16 protein-coding genes are annotated in these 19,975 nt (G+C 70.7%); 7 read left to right on the forward strand and 9 right to left on the reverse strand.

Going from position 1 to position 19,975, the window contains the following annotated elements; all coding sequences use genetic code 11:
- Positions 1–255 precede the first annotated feature (255 nt).
- Complete coding sequence (locus tag WMF14_RS39600; protein WP_272102747.1) at positions 256–978, forward strand: polyprenol monophosphomannose synthase; 723 nt, start codon at positions 256–258, stop codon at positions 976–978.
- 37 nt (positions 979–1,015) lie between these two features.
- On the opposite strand, the gene WMF14_RS39605 is transcribed toward WMF14_RS39600, so the two are convergent.
- Positions 1,016–2,413 (reverse strand): serine/threonine protein kinase, encoded by a 1,398-nt coding sequence (locus WMF14_RS39605; protein WP_437794985.1) that lies wholly within the window; start codon positions 2,411–2,413, stop codon positions 1,016–1,018.
- A gap of 156 nt (positions 2,414–2,569) precedes the next feature.
- Between WMF14_RS39605 and WMF14_RS39610 the strand changes: the two genes are divergently transcribed.
- Positions 2,570–3,472 (forward strand): slipin family protein, encoded by a 903-nt coding sequence (locus tag WMF14_RS39610; RefSeq protein WP_437794988.1) that lies wholly within the window; start codon positions 2,570–2,572, stop codon positions 3,470–3,472.
- The gene (locus WMF14_RS39615) at positions 3,469–4,413 is read left to right on the forward strand and encodes a hypothetical protein (RefSeq protein ID WP_437794990.1); all 945 of its coding nucleotides are present in this window, start codon (positions 3,469–3,471) and stop codon (positions 4,411–4,413) included. Before WMF14_RS39610 ends, WMF14_RS39615 begins: the two co-directional genes overlap by 4 nt.
- A 10-nt stretch (positions 4,414–4,423) precedes the next feature.
- On the opposite strand, the gene WMF14_RS39620 is transcribed toward WMF14_RS39615, so the two are convergent.
- The 3 genes from WMF14_RS39620 to WMF14_RS39630 all read right to left on the reverse strand — a co-directional run bounded on the left by WMF14_RS39620 (position 4,424) and on the right by WMF14_RS39630 (position 7,094).
- Positions 4,424–5,638, reverse strand: a complete 1,215-nt coding sequence (locus WMF14_RS39620) for an STAS domain-containing protein (RefSeq protein WP_437794993.1) — start codon at positions 5,636–5,638, stop codon at positions 4,424–4,426.
- 274 nt (positions 5,639–5,912) lie between these two features.
- Entirely contained in the window at positions 5,913–6,530 is a 618-nt protein-coding gene (locus WMF14_RS39625) for a hypothetical protein (RefSeq protein WP_437794996.1), read from the reverse strand.
- Positions 6,531–6,710: 180 nt separating this feature from the next.
- Entirely contained in the window at positions 6,711–7,094 is a 384-nt protein-coding gene (locus tag WMF14_RS39630) for a hypothetical protein (protein WP_437794999.1), read from the reverse strand.
- A gap of 460 nt (positions 7,095–7,554) precedes the next feature.
- Here WMF14_RS39630 and WMF14_RS39635 point away from each other — a divergent pair, with 460 nt between their 5' ends.
- Entirely contained in the window at positions 7,555–9,441 is a 1,887-nt protein-coding gene (locus tag WMF14_RS39635) for an APC family permease (protein ID WP_437795001.1), read from the forward strand.
- Positions 9,442–9,564: 123 nt separating this feature from the next.
- Here the strand turns inward: WMF14_RS39635 and WMF14_RS39640 are convergent, their stop codons facing one another.
- Both WMF14_RS39640 and WMF14_RS39645 read right to left on the reverse strand, forming a co-directional pair.
- On the reverse strand, positions 9,565–10,524 hold the full coding sequence (locus tag WMF14_RS39640; protein ID WP_272102739.1) for a gluconeogenesis factor YvcK family protein: 960 nt from the start codon (positions 10,522–10,524) through the stop codon (positions 9,565–9,567).
- Between the two features lie 45 nt (positions 10,525–10,569).
- The gene (locus tag WMF14_RS39645) at positions 10,570–11,586 is read right to left on the reverse strand and encodes a DNA methyltransferase (protein WP_437795003.1); all 1,017 of its coding nucleotides are present in this window, start codon (positions 11,584–11,586) and stop codon (positions 10,570–10,572) included.
- A 656-nt stretch (positions 11,587–12,242) separates the two neighbouring features.
- Here WMF14_RS39645 and WMF14_RS39650 point away from each other — a divergent pair.
- Positions 12,243–13,130 carry a hypothetical protein gene (locus WMF14_RS39650; protein ID WP_437804386.1) on the forward strand — a complete coding sequence of 296 codons (888 nt, stop codon included), beginning with the start codon at positions 12,243–12,245 and terminating at the stop codon, positions 13,128–13,130.
- A 178-nt stretch (positions 13,131–13,308) separates the two neighbouring features.
- Here WMF14_RS39650 and WMF14_RS39655 read toward each other — a convergent pair whose 3' ends face one another.
- A complete protein-coding gene (locus tag WMF14_RS39655) occupies positions 13,309–14,229 on the reverse strand; it encodes a transposase (RefSeq protein WP_437795006.1) in 921 nt (306 codons plus the stop codon).
- A gap of 415 nt (positions 14,230–14,644) precedes the next feature.
- Here WMF14_RS39655 and WMF14_RS39660 point away from each other — a divergent pair, with 415 nt between their 5' ends.
- Together WMF14_RS39660 and WMF14_RS39665 are read left to right on the forward strand one after the other, a co-directional pair.
- The gene (locus tag WMF14_RS39660) at positions 14,645–15,157 is read left to right on the forward strand and encodes a hypothetical protein (protein WP_272102736.1); all 513 of its coding nucleotides are present in this window, start codon (positions 14,645–14,647) and stop codon (positions 15,155–15,157) included.
- 207 nt (positions 15,158–15,364) lie between these two features.
- Positions 15,365–17,215, forward strand: a complete 1,851-nt coding sequence (locus tag WMF14_RS39665) for a hypothetical protein (RefSeq protein WP_437795009.1) — start codon at positions 15,365–15,367, stop codon at positions 17,213–17,215.
- 39 nt (positions 17,216–17,254) lie between these two features.
- On the opposite strand, the gene WMF14_RS39670 is transcribed toward WMF14_RS39665, so the two are convergent.
- Positions 17,255–18,115 (reverse strand): hypothetical protein, encoded by an 861-nt coding sequence (locus WMF14_RS39670; RefSeq protein WP_272102734.1) that lies wholly within the window; start codon positions 18,113–18,115, stop codon positions 17,255–17,257.
- 139 nt (positions 18,116–18,254) lie between these two features.
- Positions 18,255–19,487: a hypothetical protein gene (locus WMF14_RS39675; protein WP_437795012.1), complete on the reverse strand. Its 1,233-nt coding sequence runs from the start codon at positions 19,485–19,487 to the stop codon at positions 18,255–18,257.
- Positions 19,488–19,975 lie beyond the last annotated feature (488 nt).

The raw sequence follows: 19,975 nt of genomic DNA on the forward strand, positions 1-19,975 counted from the left end.
AGAGCGGACGCCCTGTCGGGAAAGGAAAGTACCCGGCGCGCACGCCTCCGGCAACCCACAAGGCGCTCGCGGCGCACCCCGCGGAACCTTCCGCCTGCGCCATCGTTTTGGTAGATCGCCCGGCGCCGGAGCGCCCCTGCTGGCCGACGCGGCGGAGGCCTGAGCGCGAGCGGACGCCCGCGAACCCGGCGCGCGGCGCTGCACGGTGCGCACGACCACGCGTGCGAGCGCCCGCTCGCGCGGCGCCGAGCCAGGATGGCCCCCCGAACCCTCATCATCACGCCGACGTACAACGAGCGAGACAACCTCGCCGAGTTCGTGAGCTCCGTCCTCGCGGCGGCCCCGGACGCGCACGTGCTCGTCGTGGACGACGCGTCGCCCGACGGGACCGGCGCCCTCGGCGACGAGCTCGCCGCGCGCGACGGGCGCGTCCGGGTGCTCCACCGCGCGGCGAAGCGCGGGCTCGGCACGGCCTACCTGGAGGGCTTCCAGCGCGCGCTGGACGGCGGCTACGACGTCGCGCTCGAGATGGACGCCGACCTCTCGCACGACCCGCGCCACCTGCCGGCGTTCCTCGACGCGATCGCCCGGGGCGCCGACGTCGTCCTCGGCTCGCGCAACATGCCGGGCGGCGGCGTGGAGGGCTGGGGCCTCGGGCGGCACGTGCTCTCGAAGGGCGGCTCCCTCTACGCGCGGACCATCCTGGGCGTCGGCATCCGCGACCTCACGACCGGCTACAAGGCGTTCACGCGGCGCGCGCTCCTCTCGCTCGATCTCGGTAGCGTGCGCTCGAACGGCTACGCCTTCCAGATCGAGACGACCTACCGCGCGCTGCGCAAAGGGCTCCGCGTGGTCGAGGTGCCGATCGTGTTCGTCGACCGCCGCGCAGGCCGCTCGAAGATGAGCCGCCGGATCTTCGCCGAGGCGATCGTCGAGGTCTTCCGCCTGAAGCTCGACGCCGCGCGCGGCCGCATCTGAGCGCGCGGCCCCGCCGGAGCGCGAGCGCGCGCTGGGCTCAGCGTTCCCCCGCGCGAGGCGGCCGCGACCCGGCGTGCGCGCGGCCCTGCTCGTCGGCCTCCAGCTCGTCGAGCTCCTCATCCAGCGCGACGTCGCCGTCGTGGATGCGCGAGCGACCGGGGGCCTCCTGCTCCTCGAAGCGCACGCGCGCCGCCTCGGCCTGGCCGCGCTCGGCAGCGGCGTCGGGCTCCGGGCGCCCGCGGACGGCGCGGGTGGCGCGGCGCAGCGCGAGGTCGGCGACCCGCCCGGCCCTGCGCACGTTCGGCGCGGCCTTCTCGCGCAGCACGCGGCCGAACACCAGGGACAGCAGCGTCAGCACCGTCGGGACGATCACCCCGAGCGCGAGGCCGACGGCGATGCGCGCGACGGTGAGGCCGAACAGCGCGGCCACGAGCGGCAGGCCCACCAGGCCGCGATCGAGCGACGGGCGCCCCTCGTGCCGGCGCGCGCGCCGCTCGTCCTTGCGTGCGCGCCTCACCTCCCTGCGCTCGTCCTTGCGCGCGCGCTTCTCTTCCTTGCGCTCGTCCTTGCGCGCGCGACGCTCCTCCTTGCGCGCGCCGCGCTCCTCGGGCTCGCCAGCGCGCGACGCCTCGGGAAGCGCGCCGCCCGCTTCGAGCCCCGAAAGGAGCGGCGCGATACGCGCGGCGCGGCGATCCGGGTCGGGCTCCAGCATCGCGGAGAGCGCCCGGACGAGGCGCGGGTCCGCGCGATCGCCGAGGGCAGCGGGCACGTCGATCGCGAGCCCCCGGTGCGGCAGGTTCTCCGGCTCCTCGCCGGTGAGCAGGCAGAGCGCGGTCGCGCCGACGGCATAGACATCCGACGCGGGCAGCGCGCGGCCCTGGAACTGCTCCGGCGCCATGTACCCGAACGTGCCGACCACGGTGCTCCCGCCCTCGGGACGCATGCGATCGCGGACCGCGCCGAAGTCGACGATCGCGAACGAGCCGTCGGGCCGGCGGATCACGTTGCTCGGCTTGATGTCGCGGTGGATGACCGGCGGCGCGCGGCCGTGCAGGTAGTCGAGCACGCCCGAGGCGTCCCTCAGGAAGCGGAGGATGTCGTCCCGCCCGAGCACCGCGCTGCGACGGCGCATCGCGCCCAGGCTCTCGCCCTCGATCTTCTCCATCACCAGGAAGAGCGCTCCGTCCTCCTCGAAATGATCGAGGTAGGCCGGCAGGCTCGGGTGCGAGAGCGACGCGAGCACCCGGGCCTCGCGCTCGGCGAGCTCCACGCTCTTCCAGCTCGAGGCGCCGCGGATCTGGAACCGCTTGATCGCGACGAGCTTGCCGAGCCGCTTGTCGACCGCCTCGAGCGTGTGCCCCTGAGCCCCTTCGCCGAGGGCGCGCGTGATCACGTAGCGCCCGTCGCGCAACGCCTGGCTCGGCTCGGCACCCATCGAGGGAGCGAGAGTACACCGCCCGGGCAACGACACCAGGTCGAAGCCGCGCCTGGGCGCCCGCGAGCGCGCGCGAACGTCCGGACGTCCGGACGCCCGCCGACGCGCGCGCCGCTCGCGCGGCCCGCGCCATGCGCTCTGCTAGAGTCGCGGGCGATGTCCCTGATCCTCACCGTGCTCGGGCTGTTTGCCGCGCTCTACCTGCTGTCGGGGCTGCGGCAGATCAACCAGTGGGAAGTCGCGCTGCGCTTCACGCTCGGCAAGCTGACCGGCCGCCTATCTCCCGGGGTGACGCTGTTCCTCCCGGGGCTCCAGGAGCTGCGGCGCATCGACACGCGGATGAAGAACCGCGATCTCCTCCAGCAGATGGTGATCACCCGCGACAACGTGACCACGATGGTCGATGCGGTCGTCTATTACCGCGTCGTCGATCCGGAGAAGGCCACGCTGGCCGTCGAGAACTACGAGACGGCGATGAAGGACCGCGCCAAGGTCGTGCTGCGCGACGTGGTGGGCGAGACGCGGCTCGACGAGCTGCTCGCGCACCGCGAGGAGGTCGCCGCCAAGGTGCGCTCGCAGGTCGAGGCGGTGGCGGCCGCGTGGGGCCTGCACGTGGAGATGATCGGCCTCCAGGACATCGCGCTGCCGCCCCAGATGCAGGAGGTGCTCGCGAAGGGCGCGATCGCCGAGCGCGATCGGCGCTACGTGGTCATCAAGAGCGAGGCCGACGTGGAGAGCGCGAAGAACTTCGCGGAGGCGGCGGGCATCCTCGCGCGCTCGCCCGGGGCGATGGAGCTGCGCCGCTTCGAGGCGCTGGCGAACCTGAGCCAGGGCAACACCAAGGTGATCTTCGACCTCGCGAAGCCGTACGACGACGTGCGGCACGCGGCGGTCGCGATGGCCGAGGCGGCGGTCACCGAGGTGAAGCCCGTGCGCGTGCAGCAGGGGCAACGCGCGGTCGACGCCGAGGCGCAGCGCGAGGCCGAGGCGGCCCTCGAAGAGGAGGCGGCGCTCGAGGAGCAGCGGACGGCGCGGCGCGGGCGCATGGGCGGGGCGTGATCCCGGCGCTGACCGCGCTCAAGGCTGCGGTCGCGGCGCTGCTCGAGGCGCGCGGCGAGCGCGGGCTCTCCGCCCTCGTCGTCGGCGGGGAGCTCGCGCTCGCCGCCCCGCCCCAGCGGTGGACGCTGGGATCGCGCGAGGTGAGCGCGTCGCGCCTCGCGCTGGCCGTCGACGCGCCCGAGTTCGCGGCACTCACCGCGGATCCGAGCCGCCTCGCGGCGGTGAAGGAGGCGTTCGCGAGCGCGGTCCGCACGCCGGAGACGGAGCTCGCCGATCTGTCGCTGGTGCTGCGCCTGCCCGGCGTCGGTCGCGGGTGGAGCCATATCTACCGGGAGGCCGCCCTCCCGGCGGCGCCGGAGCGGCCGGCTCCGGACGCGGTGCTCGGCGGCGCGGCGGCCCTGCTCGAGGCGTCGGGCGACGCGCGGGGCGCGGCGATGCTCCGCCGCGCGCGGCTCGAGGCAGCGCAGGTCGCGGGCGGCGGGGGCGCCGCGCTGGTGCGCTGCGTGGTCCGGCTCGAGCCGGCGGATCGCGCCGCGCTCGACCGCGACGGCGAGCGCGCGGAGCGGCTGCGGCGAGCGGTGCGCGACGCGGGGACGCGCGCCTCCGAGGCGATCGCGTCCGTGGAGCTCGCCACGGCGCTCTACCCGCTCGGCGGAGCGGCGGCGCCGGAGGCCCGGCTCGCGCGGGCGCTCGCGGCGCGCGGCGCGGTGGCGGTGACCATCCGCCGCGATGACGGGCCGGAGGGCGAAGGCGTGGAGCTCGCGATCGTGGCGTCCGGCGAGCTCATGCGCATCCGGATCACGGCGGCCCCGGAGCGCGATCACGGCGGCTGGAGAGCCGAGGCGATCCGCGCGATCACGGTCGCAGCCGGAGATCTCGCGACGCCGGAGCGGACGGAGGAGCTCGCCGCGCTGCTCTGCGGCGGCGGCGAGCTCCCGTGACGCGCCCCGGTCAGCCCCGCGCCGGCAGGCCGGGCGTCGCGGCGCCGTTGCGCGGGGAGCTCTCCGGGCGGGTCATGCTCCGGATCGCATGCTGGAGCGCAGCGCGCAGATTACGTTGCGTGTTGAGCTGCGAGAGGTCGAGCCCGAGCGCGACCATCGTCTGCGCGACGTTCGGCTTGATGCCTGCCACGATCCCGTCGGCCCCGAGCAGCCGGATCGCCGTGACGAGCTCGATCAGGTGGCTCGCGACCTTCGTGTCGACCACCTCGACGCCGGTCAGGTCGAGGATGGCGAAGCGCGCCTGCTTCTCCACGATCTTCGAGAGCAGGCTATCCATCACGTCGGCGGTGCGCATGCTGTCGACCGTCCCCACCATCGGCAGCGTGAGCACGCCGTCCCAGACCTCGATGATCGGCGTCGAGAGATCACGAATGACCTTCTGTTGCGCCTCGATCTGCTGCAGCTGGGCGCGCAGCTCCTCCTCCGTGCGCCTGGACTCCGAGATGTCGAACGACAACCCGAGCAAGCCGCACACGGGCCCGCCGTCTCCGTCCCGGAGCGGGGTGATCCAGTTGTCCCAGTAGACATCGTTCGTGTCGGTGCGAAAGCGGCGCACCGTCCCGTCGAACCAGCTGTTCATGTCGGAGTCGACGTCGGGCACATCGATGGCGGACGCTCGTGGCTGCTTCCCATAAAGCTCGATCCAGTTGACCCCCAGGAGCTGCCCGGGTTTGAACCCGGCGTTCGAGAGCGCTTTGCCGTCGTGATAGAAACAGATTCCATCGCGATCTAGGGCCCAGAACGCCAGTTTGTCCACGTGGTTGACGAGGCTATCCAGGATGCGCGCCTTGTTGCGCGCGATCGTCAGCTCCTCCTCGGCGAGCTCGGGTGCCGCCCGGAGCGATCCGAAGACCGCGCTGCGATCAGGCGAACGCTTCGCGTTGCACACCAGCGGGCGGTATGCCCCGCGCGCATCGCGAAGGCGGACGCGAAATGAGACGGGTTCACCGGTCTGCTCGAGCGTCGCCCACGCCGCGAGCAGCGCTGCGCCATCCTCCGGGTGAGCGAGCTCTGCGAACGTGATGCCTCGCTCGCTCGCAGGGCCGATGACCTCCCGCAAAGCATCGTTCTCGTGGAGCAGTCCGCCCGCCACCGAGGCGACGAAGAGCAGCTCAGGACAGCGGGCGAAGAATTCCGCAAACAGGGTGTCCGAAGTAACATTCATCACACGAGCACTCTCCCCTGGAGCTCAGAAAGGCAGCAGGGTATCGCACGCGACGCTCTCGGGGGAAGAGACTCGGCCGCAGCGGCTCGTGGCGACGAGGGCACGTACGACGACATCTACAACGACGTATGAAAGAGGACGACGACACGCGCAGCGCGAGCGATTCGGGGCATGAGAGCACCCACTCTTTGCTGGATTACGGTCGCTGGTTCGTCGCAGATTGCCAGGTCGAGCTCAGGGATTGGCAGGCTGCTGCGACGGCGAGCCCCTGCGCTCACCGATCCGCCGACAGCTCGGCGAGCCACGCCGGATACCCCTTCGATTCAACGGACGTAAGGCCGAGATCGGGCACCTCCACGAACACCGCGCGGCCAACGGCGTAGAGCGATTCGAGCAGGATCGCTGGTGGACCGAACGCTTCGAGGCCCAGCGACCACGCGGCCGGAGCAGCCGCGCCCTCGCCTTCCGCCACAGCGACGCGCGTCAGCTCGACAGCACATCCGGCTCCGGGGCGCCCGCCGTCCATCACCTCGACGGCGCGTCCGCCCGCCAGCCCGAACACCCTCACGCGGCGCTCCTTCGTGAGGGTCGTCCACGCGCTGTCATCGGCGTCCGTCGACGAGAGGGTGAGCTTCGTCCACCCCTCCAGCTCACCCAGCACCGTGGGAGAGAGGTGGATGGGGCCGAAGGCGCAGCCCCGGAACTTGATCTCCAGGCTCGTCGGCCGACCGCCGCGCTTCTTGATCCCGAGATCGGCGCGCCGCAGGCGCCGGTAGCGGTCATGCCGGGGCGCCTCGGAGGACGCACCCGAGAACCACGACACGAGCCGCGCCGCCCGAGCGTCGTCTGCAGGCAGGAACCAGCGGACCTCGATGCTCTCCCGGATATCCATGGCATCCTCCCGGCCGCGCGCTGGCGGCGCGTCGGCACCACCACCTCCATGATGCCAGAAATGGGGGCAGGTGTGCCGCCGGCGCGGCGAAGGTAGGATCTCGGGTCAGGCTGCCTTCTGCCGGAGCTCGCACGGCTGCTGGCGGTCGAGCGCCCCTGCACGCCGCAGCGCGTCCCCGGCTCAGGCCCTCGACGACGCCCTGAACGAGTCCGACACGACCTTCTTTGCAAAGTCGACGATCGGCTCCCTGGGGACGTTCTGGATCGCGTACTTGACCGCATAGCCGCCGGCGAGAAGGGTGAGCTGGCGCAGGATCTTCGAGCTGGCGAGCACGCCAATCGCAAACGCTGCTCCGCCGATCGCGAGCGGGACGATGTACGGGACGTCCTTGACCTTGGTCTGGATGTCCTTGGCGAACTTCAGCAGCATGTCGAGGCTCACCGCGCCCTCGCCGCCCTGCGTCTGCGGCGCGCCAGGCTCGTGCGAGCCGGACTCCTGCGAGCCGCCCTCGTAAATCCCGTTCTTGTACCCGCCCGAAGTGTACTGGTCGTTACTGATGCTCATAGCGCTCTACCTCGTCCTGAGATGATCCGCCACGGAAGTGGCGATAGCCTCCTGGCGCCATGCGAAGCACATACCAGCAGGAAGCGCCGGAGCGGCCGACGCGCAGCAACGGTGAGCCCGCGCGGCTTGCGCCAGCAGCAGGCGAGCCGCTTGCGCCAACGGCGAGCGCGCTCGCAGGCCAGGGCGCCCGCCTGCAATGAGGCAACTTGGCCAGGCGTGGCAAATGATCCCACCTCGATCGGTTCGCGCGACATCGCCTCGCATCGGACGAGGGGCTGCCCGCAGACGTCGAATGCTGCGGGCTGCGCCCACGCTCATGGAGACGACGCCCGTGATCGATCAGCACCGCTGACGAGCGCTCGGCGCGAGCTTGGAGCACCGGTTGCACGCCGCGGCTCCGACCGACGCGCGCTCAACGGAGCTCGCTCCCGGCACATGCCTTGCGTGAATCGCCTCACCCATGTCGCTCACGACGGTGCTGTTCGGCCGGCGGCTGGCCTCGGATGAAGAGGAGAAGGAACAGATCGGCCCGCTCTCCGGGATCCCGGTCCTGGGCCTCGACGCGCTCGCTTCCGCGTCGTACGGCCCCGAGGCCGCGCTCACCGTGCTCATCCCCCTCGGCGCGCTCGGCGTCCACTACATCGTGCCGCTCAGCGCCTTGGTCATCGGGCTGCTCGCGATCGTCTACGTCTCGTACCGCCAGACGATCGCGGCGTACCCGAACGGCGGCGGATCGTACATCGTCGCGAAAGAGAACCTCGGCACGCGCGCCGGCCTCGTCGCGGCGGCGGCGCTGCTCATCGACTACGTGCTCAACGTCGCGGTCGCCATCTCCGCGGGGGTGGGCGCGCTGGTCTCGGCGGTGCCCGCGCTCCTGCCCCACACCCTGGTCCTCTGCCTCGCCGTCCTCACCCTGCTCACCGCGGCCAACCTGCGCGGGCTCCGGACCGCAGGCCTCGTGTTCCTGGCGCCGACGTACGCGTTCCTCGGCTGCCTCTTCGCGGTGATCGCGATCGGTATCGGGAAGACGATCCTGCACGGCGGGCACCCGACGCCCGTGGTCGCGCCGCCCTCGCTGCCGGTCGCGCTCGGGACCGCGAGCCTGGGGCTCCTCTGCCACTCTTTCGCGAGCGGGTGCACCGCGATGACCGGCGTGGAAGCGGTGAGCAACGGCGTCCCTGCCTTTCGCAAGCCGAGCAGCGAGCAGGCGCGCCGGACGCTCTCGTACATCGTCGCCTCGCTCGCCATCCTGCTCGCCGGGATCGCGATCCTCGCGCGGGTGTACGGCGTCACCGCCACCGAGCCCGGCAGGAGCGGCTACCAGAGCATCGTCTCGCAGATCGTGGGCGCGGTCGTGGGGCGCGGTCCGTTCTACTACGTGACCCTGGCCGCCGTGGTTGCGGTGCTGATGCTCTCCGCCAACACCAGCTTCGCCGACTTCCCCCGCCTCTGCCAGCTCCTCGCGCTCGATCGCTTCCTGCCCGAGCCGTTCATCCACCGCGGCAGGCGCCTCGCCTTCTCCTACGGCATCGGCGTCCTCGCCGGGCTCTCGGCCCTCCTGCTCGTCGTCTTCCAGGGCATCACCGACGCCCTCATCCCGCTCTTCGCGGTGGGCGCGTTCCTCGCCTTCACGATGTCGCAGGCAGGGATGACCGCGCACTGGCACAGGGTCCGCGGCAAGCGCTCCCGGCTCCACCTCGCCGTCAATGCGACCGGCGCCACGGCCACGGCCGCCACGCTCGTCGTCATCATCATCTCGAAGTTCACCGAAGGGGCGTGGATCTCGACCCTGCTCGTGCTCGCAGCCTTTCTCATCTTCTGCAATGTGCGACGCCACTACAAGCACATCGACGAGGTGGTTTGCGACCGCGCGCCGCTCGATTTCACCCCACCTCCGCCGCCGATCGTGGTGGTCCCGATCAGGCGCTGGGACCTCGTGGCGCAGAAGGGGCTCCGGTTCGCGCTTCGGCTCTCGCCTGAGGTCTACGCGCTCCAGGTGCTCCTCGACGATCCTCGCGTCGAGGACCTGAGCGGCGAATGGCACGATCTCGTGGAAGCGCCCGCGAAGGAGAAGGGGGTGCCGGCGCCGCGGCTTTCCGTGGTGCGGTCCCGCTACCGGCGGCTCTTCAGGCCGCTGCTCCGCTTCGTCACCACCCTCGCGCGCGCCCACCCGGATCGGCAGGTGGCGGTCGTCGTGCCGGAGGTGGTCGAGTCACGCTGGTACCATTACCTGCTCCACAACCACACGGCGTCGATCCTCAAATGGCTCCTTCTCTTCCGGGGCGGGAAGGGCGTTGTGATCGTCAACACGCCCTTTCATCTGCCCGACGCGCCGAATGCCGCCTGAGCGTCGTGCGCGGCCGCGCCGGCCCGAGGCCGCCGGGCCAACCCGGGAGCGCCGTGTCCCGGCAGCGCGCCGCGGGTGGTCATCGAGCGCGGGGACAGGCGCGGCGGAGCCTGGCCCGGGGCCTCACCACCACGATCGCTGGCGGGCGAGCGAGACGATCGCGGCCGAGAGCTTCTGCGGGTCGTGGCGAATCAGCTTGCCGCCGAACAGCAGGTCGGCGGGGACGAGGAGGTCGGAGGCGAGCGGTTTGTCCGGCGAGGTCACGACCGGTTCAGAGCCGGCGGAGGCGTACTCCTCGAGGCCCTCGGAGGGCCAGACGTCGTTGACCAGCACGGCGTCGAGCCGGGCCTCGCCGAGGTACATGGCGATGGTCCCCACGAAGTCCTCGACCGTGTAGCCTGGGGTCTCGTTGGGCTTCGTCATCAGGTTGCACACGAACATCGCGCGGGCGCGGCTCGCCGCGATGGCCTCGCGCACGCCCTTGACCAGGAGGTTCGGCACGAGGCTCGTGTAGAGATCTCCCGGCCCGAGGATGATGAGATCGGCGTCCGCGATCGCGTCGAGCGCCGCTGGATACGCCCGGGCTTCGGGATCGAGATAGACCGAGAGCACCGGCGCATCGAGCATGTCGGAGAGGTTGTCAATCGACGCTTCCCCACGGATGGTCCGGTCGTTCTCCAGGTGCATCACGAGATCGACGTGATCCATCGTGACCGGGAGGACGCGGTTCTTGACGGAGAAGATCTCGTGCAGGCGCTCGACCGTGAGGGGGAGCGAGCCGGTGATCTCCTGCACCGCGGTGAATATCAGGTTGCGCAGGGTGTGCCCGCCGAGGCTCCCCGAGCGGAAGCGGTGGCCGAGCAGCTCCTTCAGCGCCTCCGGGTGCTCGGACAGGGCGACGAGGCAACGCGTGAAGTCGCCTGGCGGCAGGAGGCCGTACTCGTCCCGGAGCCTCCCGGAGCTCCCGCCCGAGTCCATCATGGTCACGATCGCGGTGATCCGGGCGCTCAGACCACGCAGGCCCGTGAGGAGCGTGTAATGGCCCGTCCCCCCTCCCACGGTCACGATCTTCGGCGTCGCCATCGGGGAGCAGGCTACCATGCGGACGAGCGGGGCCGATACCGACCGTCAGGCCGCCGAGATCTCGGCGCGCGGCTGCGGCGCGCACTTCGCGAGGCGGCGCGACGCGACGGCGTGGTACGTGGGCGCGATCTCGGCGCTGTAGCAGCGCCTCCCTGCGGCGAAGGCCGCCACCGCGACCGAGCAGAGCCCCCCGAATGGCTCCCAGACGACATCGCCAGGATCGGACGATGCGCGGATGATGCGATCGAGCAGCTTGAGGGGCTTCTGGTTGCCGTGGATCGACCGGGTGTCCTCCTTGAAGCGTTCGGGGCCGCGGACCGCGGGCTCCTGCCAGACGTTGGTCACGCCGACCTCGCAATGGAATTTCGCTCTCAGGGTGGCCCACTCTTCACCCGTCAACGGCCGCTTGCCGTCGACCGAGAAGTAGGGTCGTCCCTCGGGGCGGCCGTGCGCGTTCGCGAAGGCGGCGATCTGCTCGAACGCCGAGGCAGGGGGGTAATACCAGAGGTGGCAGCGTGTGAAGTACTTCCTCGTGGCCGCGTTCTTCACGCCGCACGCCTCGTTCGTCTGGCACAGGGGGAGGCCCGAGCGCTCCCACTCGTGCCGCAGCCAGGTCTTGAGGGGCAGCCGCACGCCGCCGCTCTCCAGGAGGACCTTGCGCACGTACTGCACGCACACCTCGCTCACCACGGGGAACTTGCGCAGCGTCCGGGTGTTCGCGTTGCCCGCGATGTGGGCGATTCCCTTGTCCCAGACGTGGCAGGTCCGGTACTCCCATCCGTGCTGCTCGAGCAGCGGGTGCACCGTCGCCCAGCCGATCTCCGTCGCCCAGAACCAGAGGGTGGCGGACGGCAAGGCGCGCTCCGACCAGACGGCGACGTGGGGCTCGTACCATGCGGCGAGCCCGTCGTGCGTCGGGGGATCACCGGGAAAACCGGAGACGCCATAAGCACCGTCGGAGACAATCACGGTGGGTCTCGGCCAGGAGGCATAGTGCTCCAGCGCGTCGCCGAGCGTCAGGGTGGGGTGGAGGTTGGTCGATGCGCGCTTCACGGGGGGCACGCGGCCATCCAATCGAACTGCGCGGATCTGTCAACAAAACGGCGGAACTCGGCCCCGGCGACCCGCGTGGACCCGCGCGCCACGCGGCGCGGGCGGGGCGGGCCTCCGCTGGGGGGCGTGCTTCTCGTGGCGCGCTCCGCCGGCGCCTCGGGCTCTCGCCGACCGCGCTCCCGGAGCGCCCGGGTTCGGCCGATCCGTACGATATCGCCGCCCTCCTGTCGACGCCGGGCGCAACGTCGGTCGCGACGGCCGCCGGGCGCAACGTCGGTCGTTACGGCCGGGCGCAACGTCGGTCGTTACGGCCGCCGGGCGCATCCGCCGGGCGCAACGTCGGTCGCGACGGCCGCCGTCGGACGCAACGTCGGTCATGACGGCCGTCGGTCGGACGCAACGTCGGTCGTGACGGCCGTCGGACGCATCGGACGCAACGTCGGTCGCGACGGCAGCGCCCTCGCCGTACCGCCCGTGGCCACCGCGCCGCCCCTGCGGTGGGCGTCGACGCGCGGATCTACGAAGACGTGCCCGGAGGTCGCCCGGAGGAGACAGCCTGTGGAAATGAGGGGAACACTATCCGCGCAGGATCGCGCACGACCCGTGTGCCGCCTTCGCGCCGGTGATTGAAGAGATCGCTCGTTCGGCGTATGTTCGGTGGCTTGGTGCGCAACTTCGCTTTGCCGGCGCTCCGCGGCGATGCCCGCGATGAGGCCGACACCGGTGTGACCAACCTACGCGGGGCCATCGATTCCACACGGGAGGAAATCATGAATGCATTGAAGCGCATGAGCTCGAGAGCCGCTGTTCGCGCGCTCCCGGCCGCCGTTCTGGCGGGATTGAGCCTGCTCGCGCCGCGCCCGGCTCAGGGCCAGACGGCCGAGAAGCCAAGCCATTTCTACTGGGCCGACACGCTCGTGACCCACATCGCACCGGTAAACAATGAATATGGTAGCAGCACGACCTATGTTTATTGGGCCGGCGTAGGAGGAGCCACGGAGTATCGGAGCCGCAGCCTGTGCGCGTCGTTCGTCACGAACGTCCTCAAGCAGGCCTATCAGCTGTCCGTCTACGACATCAACACATGGTTCGGCAGCATGAGCCCGAACGCCGCACTGTACCACGACAGGATCATCGAGGAGGTCGGCTTCGAGCAGATCATGACCGTGAGCGAGATCGAGGCCGGCGATATCGTCGCGATCGAGTATCCGGCGGGGAGCACGGCGAGCGGGCACGTCGCCATCGCGGCAGGCGCTGCGGTGCCACGCGTGGCGACCTATCCGTTCGTCACGGGGACAATCCAGTATACTCTCCCCGTCCTCGATTCGAGCACCACAGGCCACGGGACAACCGACACCCGGCGCAACGCGGACGGCTCCTGGCACCCGGGTGTTGGCAGGGGTGTCATGCGCCTCTATGCCAACAGCAATGGAACGATCGTGGGACATGCCTGGAGCACGCAATCGGGATCGACCTACTATGGGACGCAGGCGCGCGATATCGCCGTCGGCCGGATCACCGAGCCGTATATCGAGCTCCCTCTACCGCTGTAGCGACGCGCTCGAACCGCCCGCGCTTCCTCGGCCACCAGGCCGGCTCACGCGATCGCGGCGCCGTTGACGTGTAGCTTCACACAAATTACACGATCGTGCACGCGAACGGAGGGCGTCCGCCGCTCATTCGCCCTCGATCAGCAGCCCAGATGCCGCGTCGGCGTCCCGATCGTTCCTGTCACGACACGAGCGCATCATCGTTCACGGCCACGCCGTGGAACACGCGCATCCACCACGTTTCTGCGGGAAACACCACGCTGCGCAGCCCTGCACGCCATTGTTGGAGCGCGTCACGGTATGCCGCGCGAAATGCGCGGACGGCGGCAACCGCGGTTCTTCGTGCGTCTGAATACCCTCTCCCCACCGCAAACGTTGGATTGAGGCCGCGAGGCGCCTCGAAGCTCGTCGCGCGAGCGTCGGGCGACACCGTGCATGCGCGCTCGGGGCCGAGGAAACCGCGGCCATTTCGATGAACCGCGGCGCGCGCCTCGGCTTCCTTCCGCTCGAGCTCCGCTGCCACCTCGCGCCGAAAGGCGTCCGCGTCACCATCCGCCACATCTGGCGGAAGCGAGATCGCAATGGCGGCGTGCTCAGGCCATGCGGGGTTGCTCGAAGCAAAGTAGACGTCAGGACGCCTCGCCCGCAGCTCGCCACGGCCGATTTCGTTGACGAGCACCTTCGCTCCAGGCCATTCCTTCGCACGTCGCACCAGTCCCGCCTCTACCGGGTTCGCCAGTGAATATGAAATCTTTTCCACCACGGCCGCCCGCGTCAAGAGGCGAACAACGCTGGTCGCTTCGTGGCCCCAGACCGGCCCCTCCCAGGTTCGGAGCACCTTGGTCCCCAGCGCCACGAGGCGATGAAACAGCTGCAGGAATCGCGGAAGTACGCCTTCGACGTCAGTGACGACGATGTGCAGGTGCGTGGACATGGCGCACAACGCATGCAGGCGAATGCCGTAGCGCCTGGCCGAAACCGCAAGTGCATAGATGATCAGCTGAGTGATCGCGGCATCTGGCCTGAAGAGGAGGTGTCGCCGCAACGCGCGTCGTGTGAGGAGATAGGTGGCACCTGCAACAATAGCGCGAGGCTGGCTCATGGCTGCCGACTATGCCAAACGCGTGCCGGGGCTCGCGGCCAATGATTTCGCACACTTAATTTTTCGAGACCCTGGCGACTGCTGTTTTCCGCTGGCGCCCGCCATGACCTATGCCTGGGACCGCCCCGTAGACAACACGTATCGGGTCTCACCAAGCCACCAAGGCAACGTCGGTCAGGTCGACAGTCAACGGCAACGTCGGTCAGACCGGCCGGGCCGGCAGGCCGGCAACGTCGGTCAGGTCGACAGTCAACGGCAACGTCGGTCAGCCCGGCAGTCAGCCCGGCACGGGCCCAACAGGGGCCTCCGTTTCCGGTTGACATCTGGCACGGCGCATGGATCAACCACATTGCGCGCGTTCATGGTTGTCGACCTCGTGCGATGCTCTCGCCCGCCATGCTGCTGGAGAACTCCCATGCACCGACCCCTCCTCGCCCAAGGCCTCGTGCTGTCGCTCTCGCCGTTCGGGTGCTCTACTAGCCCGGAAATTCCTGAAGCGTACGGCATGGCGGTCATGACCGTGAACGGGGAGAGCTTGGTGCTTGACACGGGGGATAGCGGCAAGCTGCCTGTCCCCGGATTCGACGACAGCTGGGACGTTGACTGCTCCCGCCTCAATGGCGAAACCAATCTGGAGCTGGTGGATCACTCGAAGGACAGGAGGGGCTTCTACTACCTCGATCTCCATCTGCTCGGCAGCGAGCGCAAGGGCGGCGACGCTGCTGTCGTGAACATGCGAATGTACGTCGACGATGCGCTTTTCTATGGCTCTTGCCGTGCGACGCTCCGGACATCGTCCGAGGACTCGCACGAATGCAGGTTCTCTTTCGCTGACTGTGGCCTGAACTTGCTCGGCGCTGCCCAGGACGTTGTCCCAGCGCGCCTCGAGTTCGCGTCATTCCACTTGAAATGGTGCTTCGTCCCGTGAAGGGGCGGGGCGCGGTATGTCCGAGGACAGCTCCTCCGCGGCGCGTCGTGGCTCGAGACGACCGACGCCGCTCCACGGGGCGTCCCCACAGAGCGCGAGGCGCTCGCACCGGGCGCGAGGTCGGGCGCTGCGTGCCGCAATGAGGCTTGGCGGAGTGCCCCGAGGCGGCGCTGGCCGGCGCGTCTGCCCGCAGGTACACCTCGATCCATGGTCGATGCGTCTCCCCGGCGGAGGTTCAGCGCCGCGTTCGTTCGGTGGTCTCGCCGGGTCCGGCGGCGGCTCGCGATCGATCTGGTCCTCACCGGCGCCGCCGCTGGGATGATGCTCGGCGCGGTAGGCGCAGCCGTCGCCTGGCACATGCGGCAAGGCGCGCTGCGCCCCTGGATGGCTGCGGGCGGCCTGCTCGGCGCTGTGGCTGGCGCAGCGGTGGCGCACCGGCGCCGGTGGACTGACCCGAACGTCGCGTTGTTTCTCGACGGCAAGCTCGGCTCCGCCGAGTCGGTCTCCACGGCCGTTGAGCTCGCAGCAGCCGAGGACGCGACGGACGGCGCGCCCGGCGCCAGCACATCCGCGGCCCGCCAGGTGGTGTTCGCCCACGCGGCGGCGGCCCTCGATGCCGCGACCGCCCGGCAAGTCCGCACGCCCCTGTGGCGACGCTGGCATGCCGGAGCGCCCCTCGCGGCAGCGGCCATTGGCTATCTCAGCTGGCTCCCCCTGCCACCAGCGCCCGCGGCGGCAGCGCCCCCACCCGGGGCAGAGCAGGTGCGCCTCGCCGAGATCGCCGGCCTCGAGCGGGTGGTCCGGCTTGCCGAGATCGACCCTCGGGACGCGGAGCAACACGATCGACTGAAAAAGCTCTCGGACGACGCGAAGAGGCTCCGTGAAAAGCTGAAGAGCGGCGTCGAGCGCCGCGAAGCGCAGGCCGAGCTCGGCAGGCTCCGCGACGCGATCACGGCCGAGCGGCTGTCGCTCGGCGAGGGCGAGCAGCGTCATGGGATGGAGTCGGCGCTCGGCAAGCTCGGAGAAGACCCTCAGCTGAAGCGGGCCGCGAAGGCGCTCGGCGATCGCGACCTCGTGGCGTTCGACGAGGAGATGTCGCGGCTCGCGAACAAGCTCGAACGGGACGACCGCGAACGGGCCAGGAAGGTGCTCGAGGAGGCCGCCGAAGCCGCCAAGAGGGCCGGCGCTCCCGGCGTGGCGAAGGCGCTCGAGGAACAACGCAAGCTGCTGGATCAGCGCGGCAAGCAGGCCGACGCGTTGAGGGAGCTGGCAGAGGCGCTCGGCGACGGGCTCGGCGACGAGGGGCGCGACGCGCTCCGCGAGCTCGCCCGGACCGGCAGCGACCGCGACGCGCGGCGGCTTGCTGGCAGCCTCGAGAAGGCGCTCGAAAAATTGAGCCCCGAGGAGCGCAAGCAGCTCGCCGAACGCTTGAAGCAGCGAATGGCGCAGTCCCCGGAGAGCGCGCTCGGAGAGCCCATATCGAAGGAGCAGATGCGCGAGCTCGCACGGCAGCTCGAGACGCCGGACGGACGGCAGCAACTCGAGGAACAGCTGCGCCGGATGGCCCAGGAGGGGAGCCCGAGCAGTGAGGAATCGAAGCGCCAACGAGCGCTCGACGATGCGCAGCGCGGGGCGGGCGAGGCCGAGGGGCAGCTCGGGGGGACGCCGCTCCCGATGCCGATCGCAGGCGGGTCAGGCCAACTGGGGTTGGGCAGCGGACAGGGCGGGCAGCAGGGGTCGTCGGGGGGCGGGGACGGCAAGCAGGGGCCGGCGCAGCCAGGTCACTCGGAGGGCGCCGGATCGGGCAGCCACGAAGGGCAGACCGGCGCGATCGCCGGGGGTGAGCTGCGCTCACGCGCCAGCGCGAGGCTCAACCCGGGTAGGCCGATGCCGGGGATCGTGACGGGCCGAGCAGCCGGGCGCGCCGGAGACACGGCCAACGTGCGCGGCGAGAGCGCGCTCGGTGTCGTGGGTCCCCAGGAGCTCGGCGGCGTCGAGCGCAGCGATGTCCCCGAAGAGTACCGCGAGCAGGTAGGCCGTTACTTCCAGCCGCGCTGAGTCCGAGGACGAAACGTGGAGCGCGCAGCGGCCACCGACCTAGAAGCTCGCGCCCAGCAGCAGGCCGTTCGCCTCTCCGCCCACGAACGGCGCGGCATACAACCGGGGGAGCCCGGCCTTGGTGACCGGCGTGCGGCTCGACGCGGAGAACGCGTACAGGGCCGTCCCCGCGAGCACCACGCCACCGCCGAGGAAGCTCCAGAACGAGACGTTGGCGAGCGTGGTCTGGGCGTCGCGCAGGTCGGTGCGCCTCGCGCTGCCGAACGGCTCCGTCGCCGCGGACTCGCCCTTTGCCGTGGAGAGGATCGCGAAGGTCACGCCCGACGCGAGCCCGAGCAGCCCGACGGCCCCGCCGGCGACCACCAGCGGAATGTTCGGGCCCGAATCGAGGCTGAGGGCGATGCTCTGGTCCGAGCCCCTCGCCACGAGCAGCGAGGTTGACGTCCTGGCGCCAGCGCGGCGTGCGTCGATCGTGCGCTTGCCGGGATCGACGAACACCTCGGTCGCGAGGGGCGAACGCCCGACGAGCTTGCCGTCGATGAGCACCTCGGCATCGTCGACGTTCACGCTGATGCGAAGCGCTCCGACCTGCGACCGGGCGACGGCGAGCCGCTTCTGTAGGAAGCTCTTCTTCTCGGCCTTCTCGCCGAGCGGAAAGGTGTTGAGCGCGTACAGGAGGTGCTCGGCCGCCTCGCGGGGCTGGTTCACCTCCAGCTCGACATTCCCGAGGTTGCCGGCCACGTCAAAGCTCTGCTGGAGATCCCACGCCGCCTGATAACGCGCCTCGGCCTCGGCGAATCGCGCTTCATCGTAGAACCTGTTCCCCTCCCGGTAGAGCTGCGCCGCGCGCTCGCCCGCGCGCGACGTCGCAGGCGGGGCGTCGGTCGGAGAGTTCGGCATCAGCCGAGCCTCGCCGGTCGCGCTCGCGACGCTCGGCCCCAGAAGAACCGCCGCGCACGGGAGGAGTAGAGACAGGTATTTCAAGAATGGCTTTCGCATGGTGGCTGGCGGGAGAAATGCAATCCGGAGAGGCGACGCCTCAGGGGAAGGGACGCGGGGGAGCGGTCGTCCCCGGGGGCGTTGTGGGCGACGCAGAGGGCGCGGACGGCGGGACCGGTGGTGGGATCGGAGGGCTAACAGCCGAATCGTAGATGTCGTCCGCCGCGGTCGTAGGCTTGGTGGGACGCTTCACCTGCACAGCAGGACGCGTTGATGACGGACGGGCGGCGACCGTGGCCGCGGAGTGTGCGGGCGGCGCGCTCGGCTCCGCCGAGGGCGACGCCGTCGGAACCTCGGGCACGGCGGGAACGGGTCGCTCTGTGGTGGGCGGCGGCTCGATCGCCGCCGGAGGCGGATGTTCGGGCTGCGCGCTCGGCGTGGGGGTCGCGAGGCCGCCGGGATCGGGCGTGGGAACGCGGCCGCCCTCGGCCAGCGTCGGATCCTGCCCGCTCGTCGGATTGGCCGCACGCCACAGCACCCAGAAGCCTGCGACCGTCGCGCTCCCCAGAAACACGAGCAGCGCGAAGAGCGCCAGCGTGGCGCGGCGGCGGCGCGCCGCGAGCACCGCCGCGGCGGCCGCTGCGGTCACCGCGGCGGCGTCGGGACGCGCGGCGGCCGGCTGCAGCCCCGCTCGAGAAGCGGCGGCTGCTGGCTGGGGGGCGGCTGTTCCCATCGGCCTCTGCTTCCGGGACGACTGCCCGCGCGGGCCGGACGACTCGTCTTCGGGCGGCGGCCAGACGCCGCTGCCGACACCGACGCGGGCCGTGCGGACGCCACCGGGACGCGCGCCGCCCTGCCCATCGGGAGCCCCCGGGGGGCCCGGCAACCCCTGCACAGGGATCCTGCGCATCGTCGGCCGGTTCCGTTCGTCGACGCCCTTCAACAGCGACGGCGCTACCTGGATCTTCTGCTGATCCATCGCCTGGTGCTCGCGATTCGGGGGCAGCGTGACCGGAGGAACATACACCTGCTTGTCGCTCGGCCCCGCCTCGCGATCCTGGCGGCGCCGCGGCCTGGGCTCGCCCCACTGCACCATCCGCTCCGCGGGTGGCGCTGTGGGGCCGGTGTTTCCATCTTCAGGCCTGCGGCGCGGCTCCTGCGTTAGCGCTCGCTGTTGCGCCGGCGAGGGGTGCTCTTGCGATGCAAAATTCGGCGTGTCGTACCCGCGCGGCGGCTGCTGCGGCAGCGTCGGTTGCTGCGGCGCGGCGTCGCCCGCAGCGCCCTGACCAGCCGGCTGCCCTGGCGAGCTCTTGTTCGCGTTCCTGTTGGTCATGCCTGCCCCTCTCGCCACGCGCAAAAGGCGCGCTGCTGCCCAACGTGGGCAGCAGCGCATCGAGCCCTCGGTGCAAGACGTCGCGCTGTCATGGGCGCACTCCCGAGGTGATCTGCCTCGACCGCTGCACTGCAGACGGCGTGGCGGGTGCCGCGACAGCGCTCCGACGAGCCCGGGGGCGCCGGAGGCCAGCGTCGAACGTGCGCTGGCCCGCGCACGATACCTCGGAGCTCGCTCGGGGACAGGGCCACGGCATGGACCCGAAGATACTCCACCCGGCCGCCACCACCACGCACCCAAGCGTCACCACCCCCTCCGGAGCGATGCCAGGGTCGCCCCACGGGAGGGCACGGGCATCGGGAGCCGGCGCCGTCATGGACGTGATGGTGCCGGCTGCTGATGCTCGAAGGCTCCGATGTCGCGAACCATGACGTCGCGCGAGGCGCGGCTCGGCGGATCGACGGCGCGCAAAGTTGACCCTGGCCACC

The organism is Sorangium sp. So ce693 (assembly GCF_051521375.1).
In the GTDB taxonomy this organism is placed as follows: domain Bacteria; phylum Myxococcota_A; class Polyangia; order Polyangiales; family Polyangiaceae; genus Sorangium; species Sorangium atrum.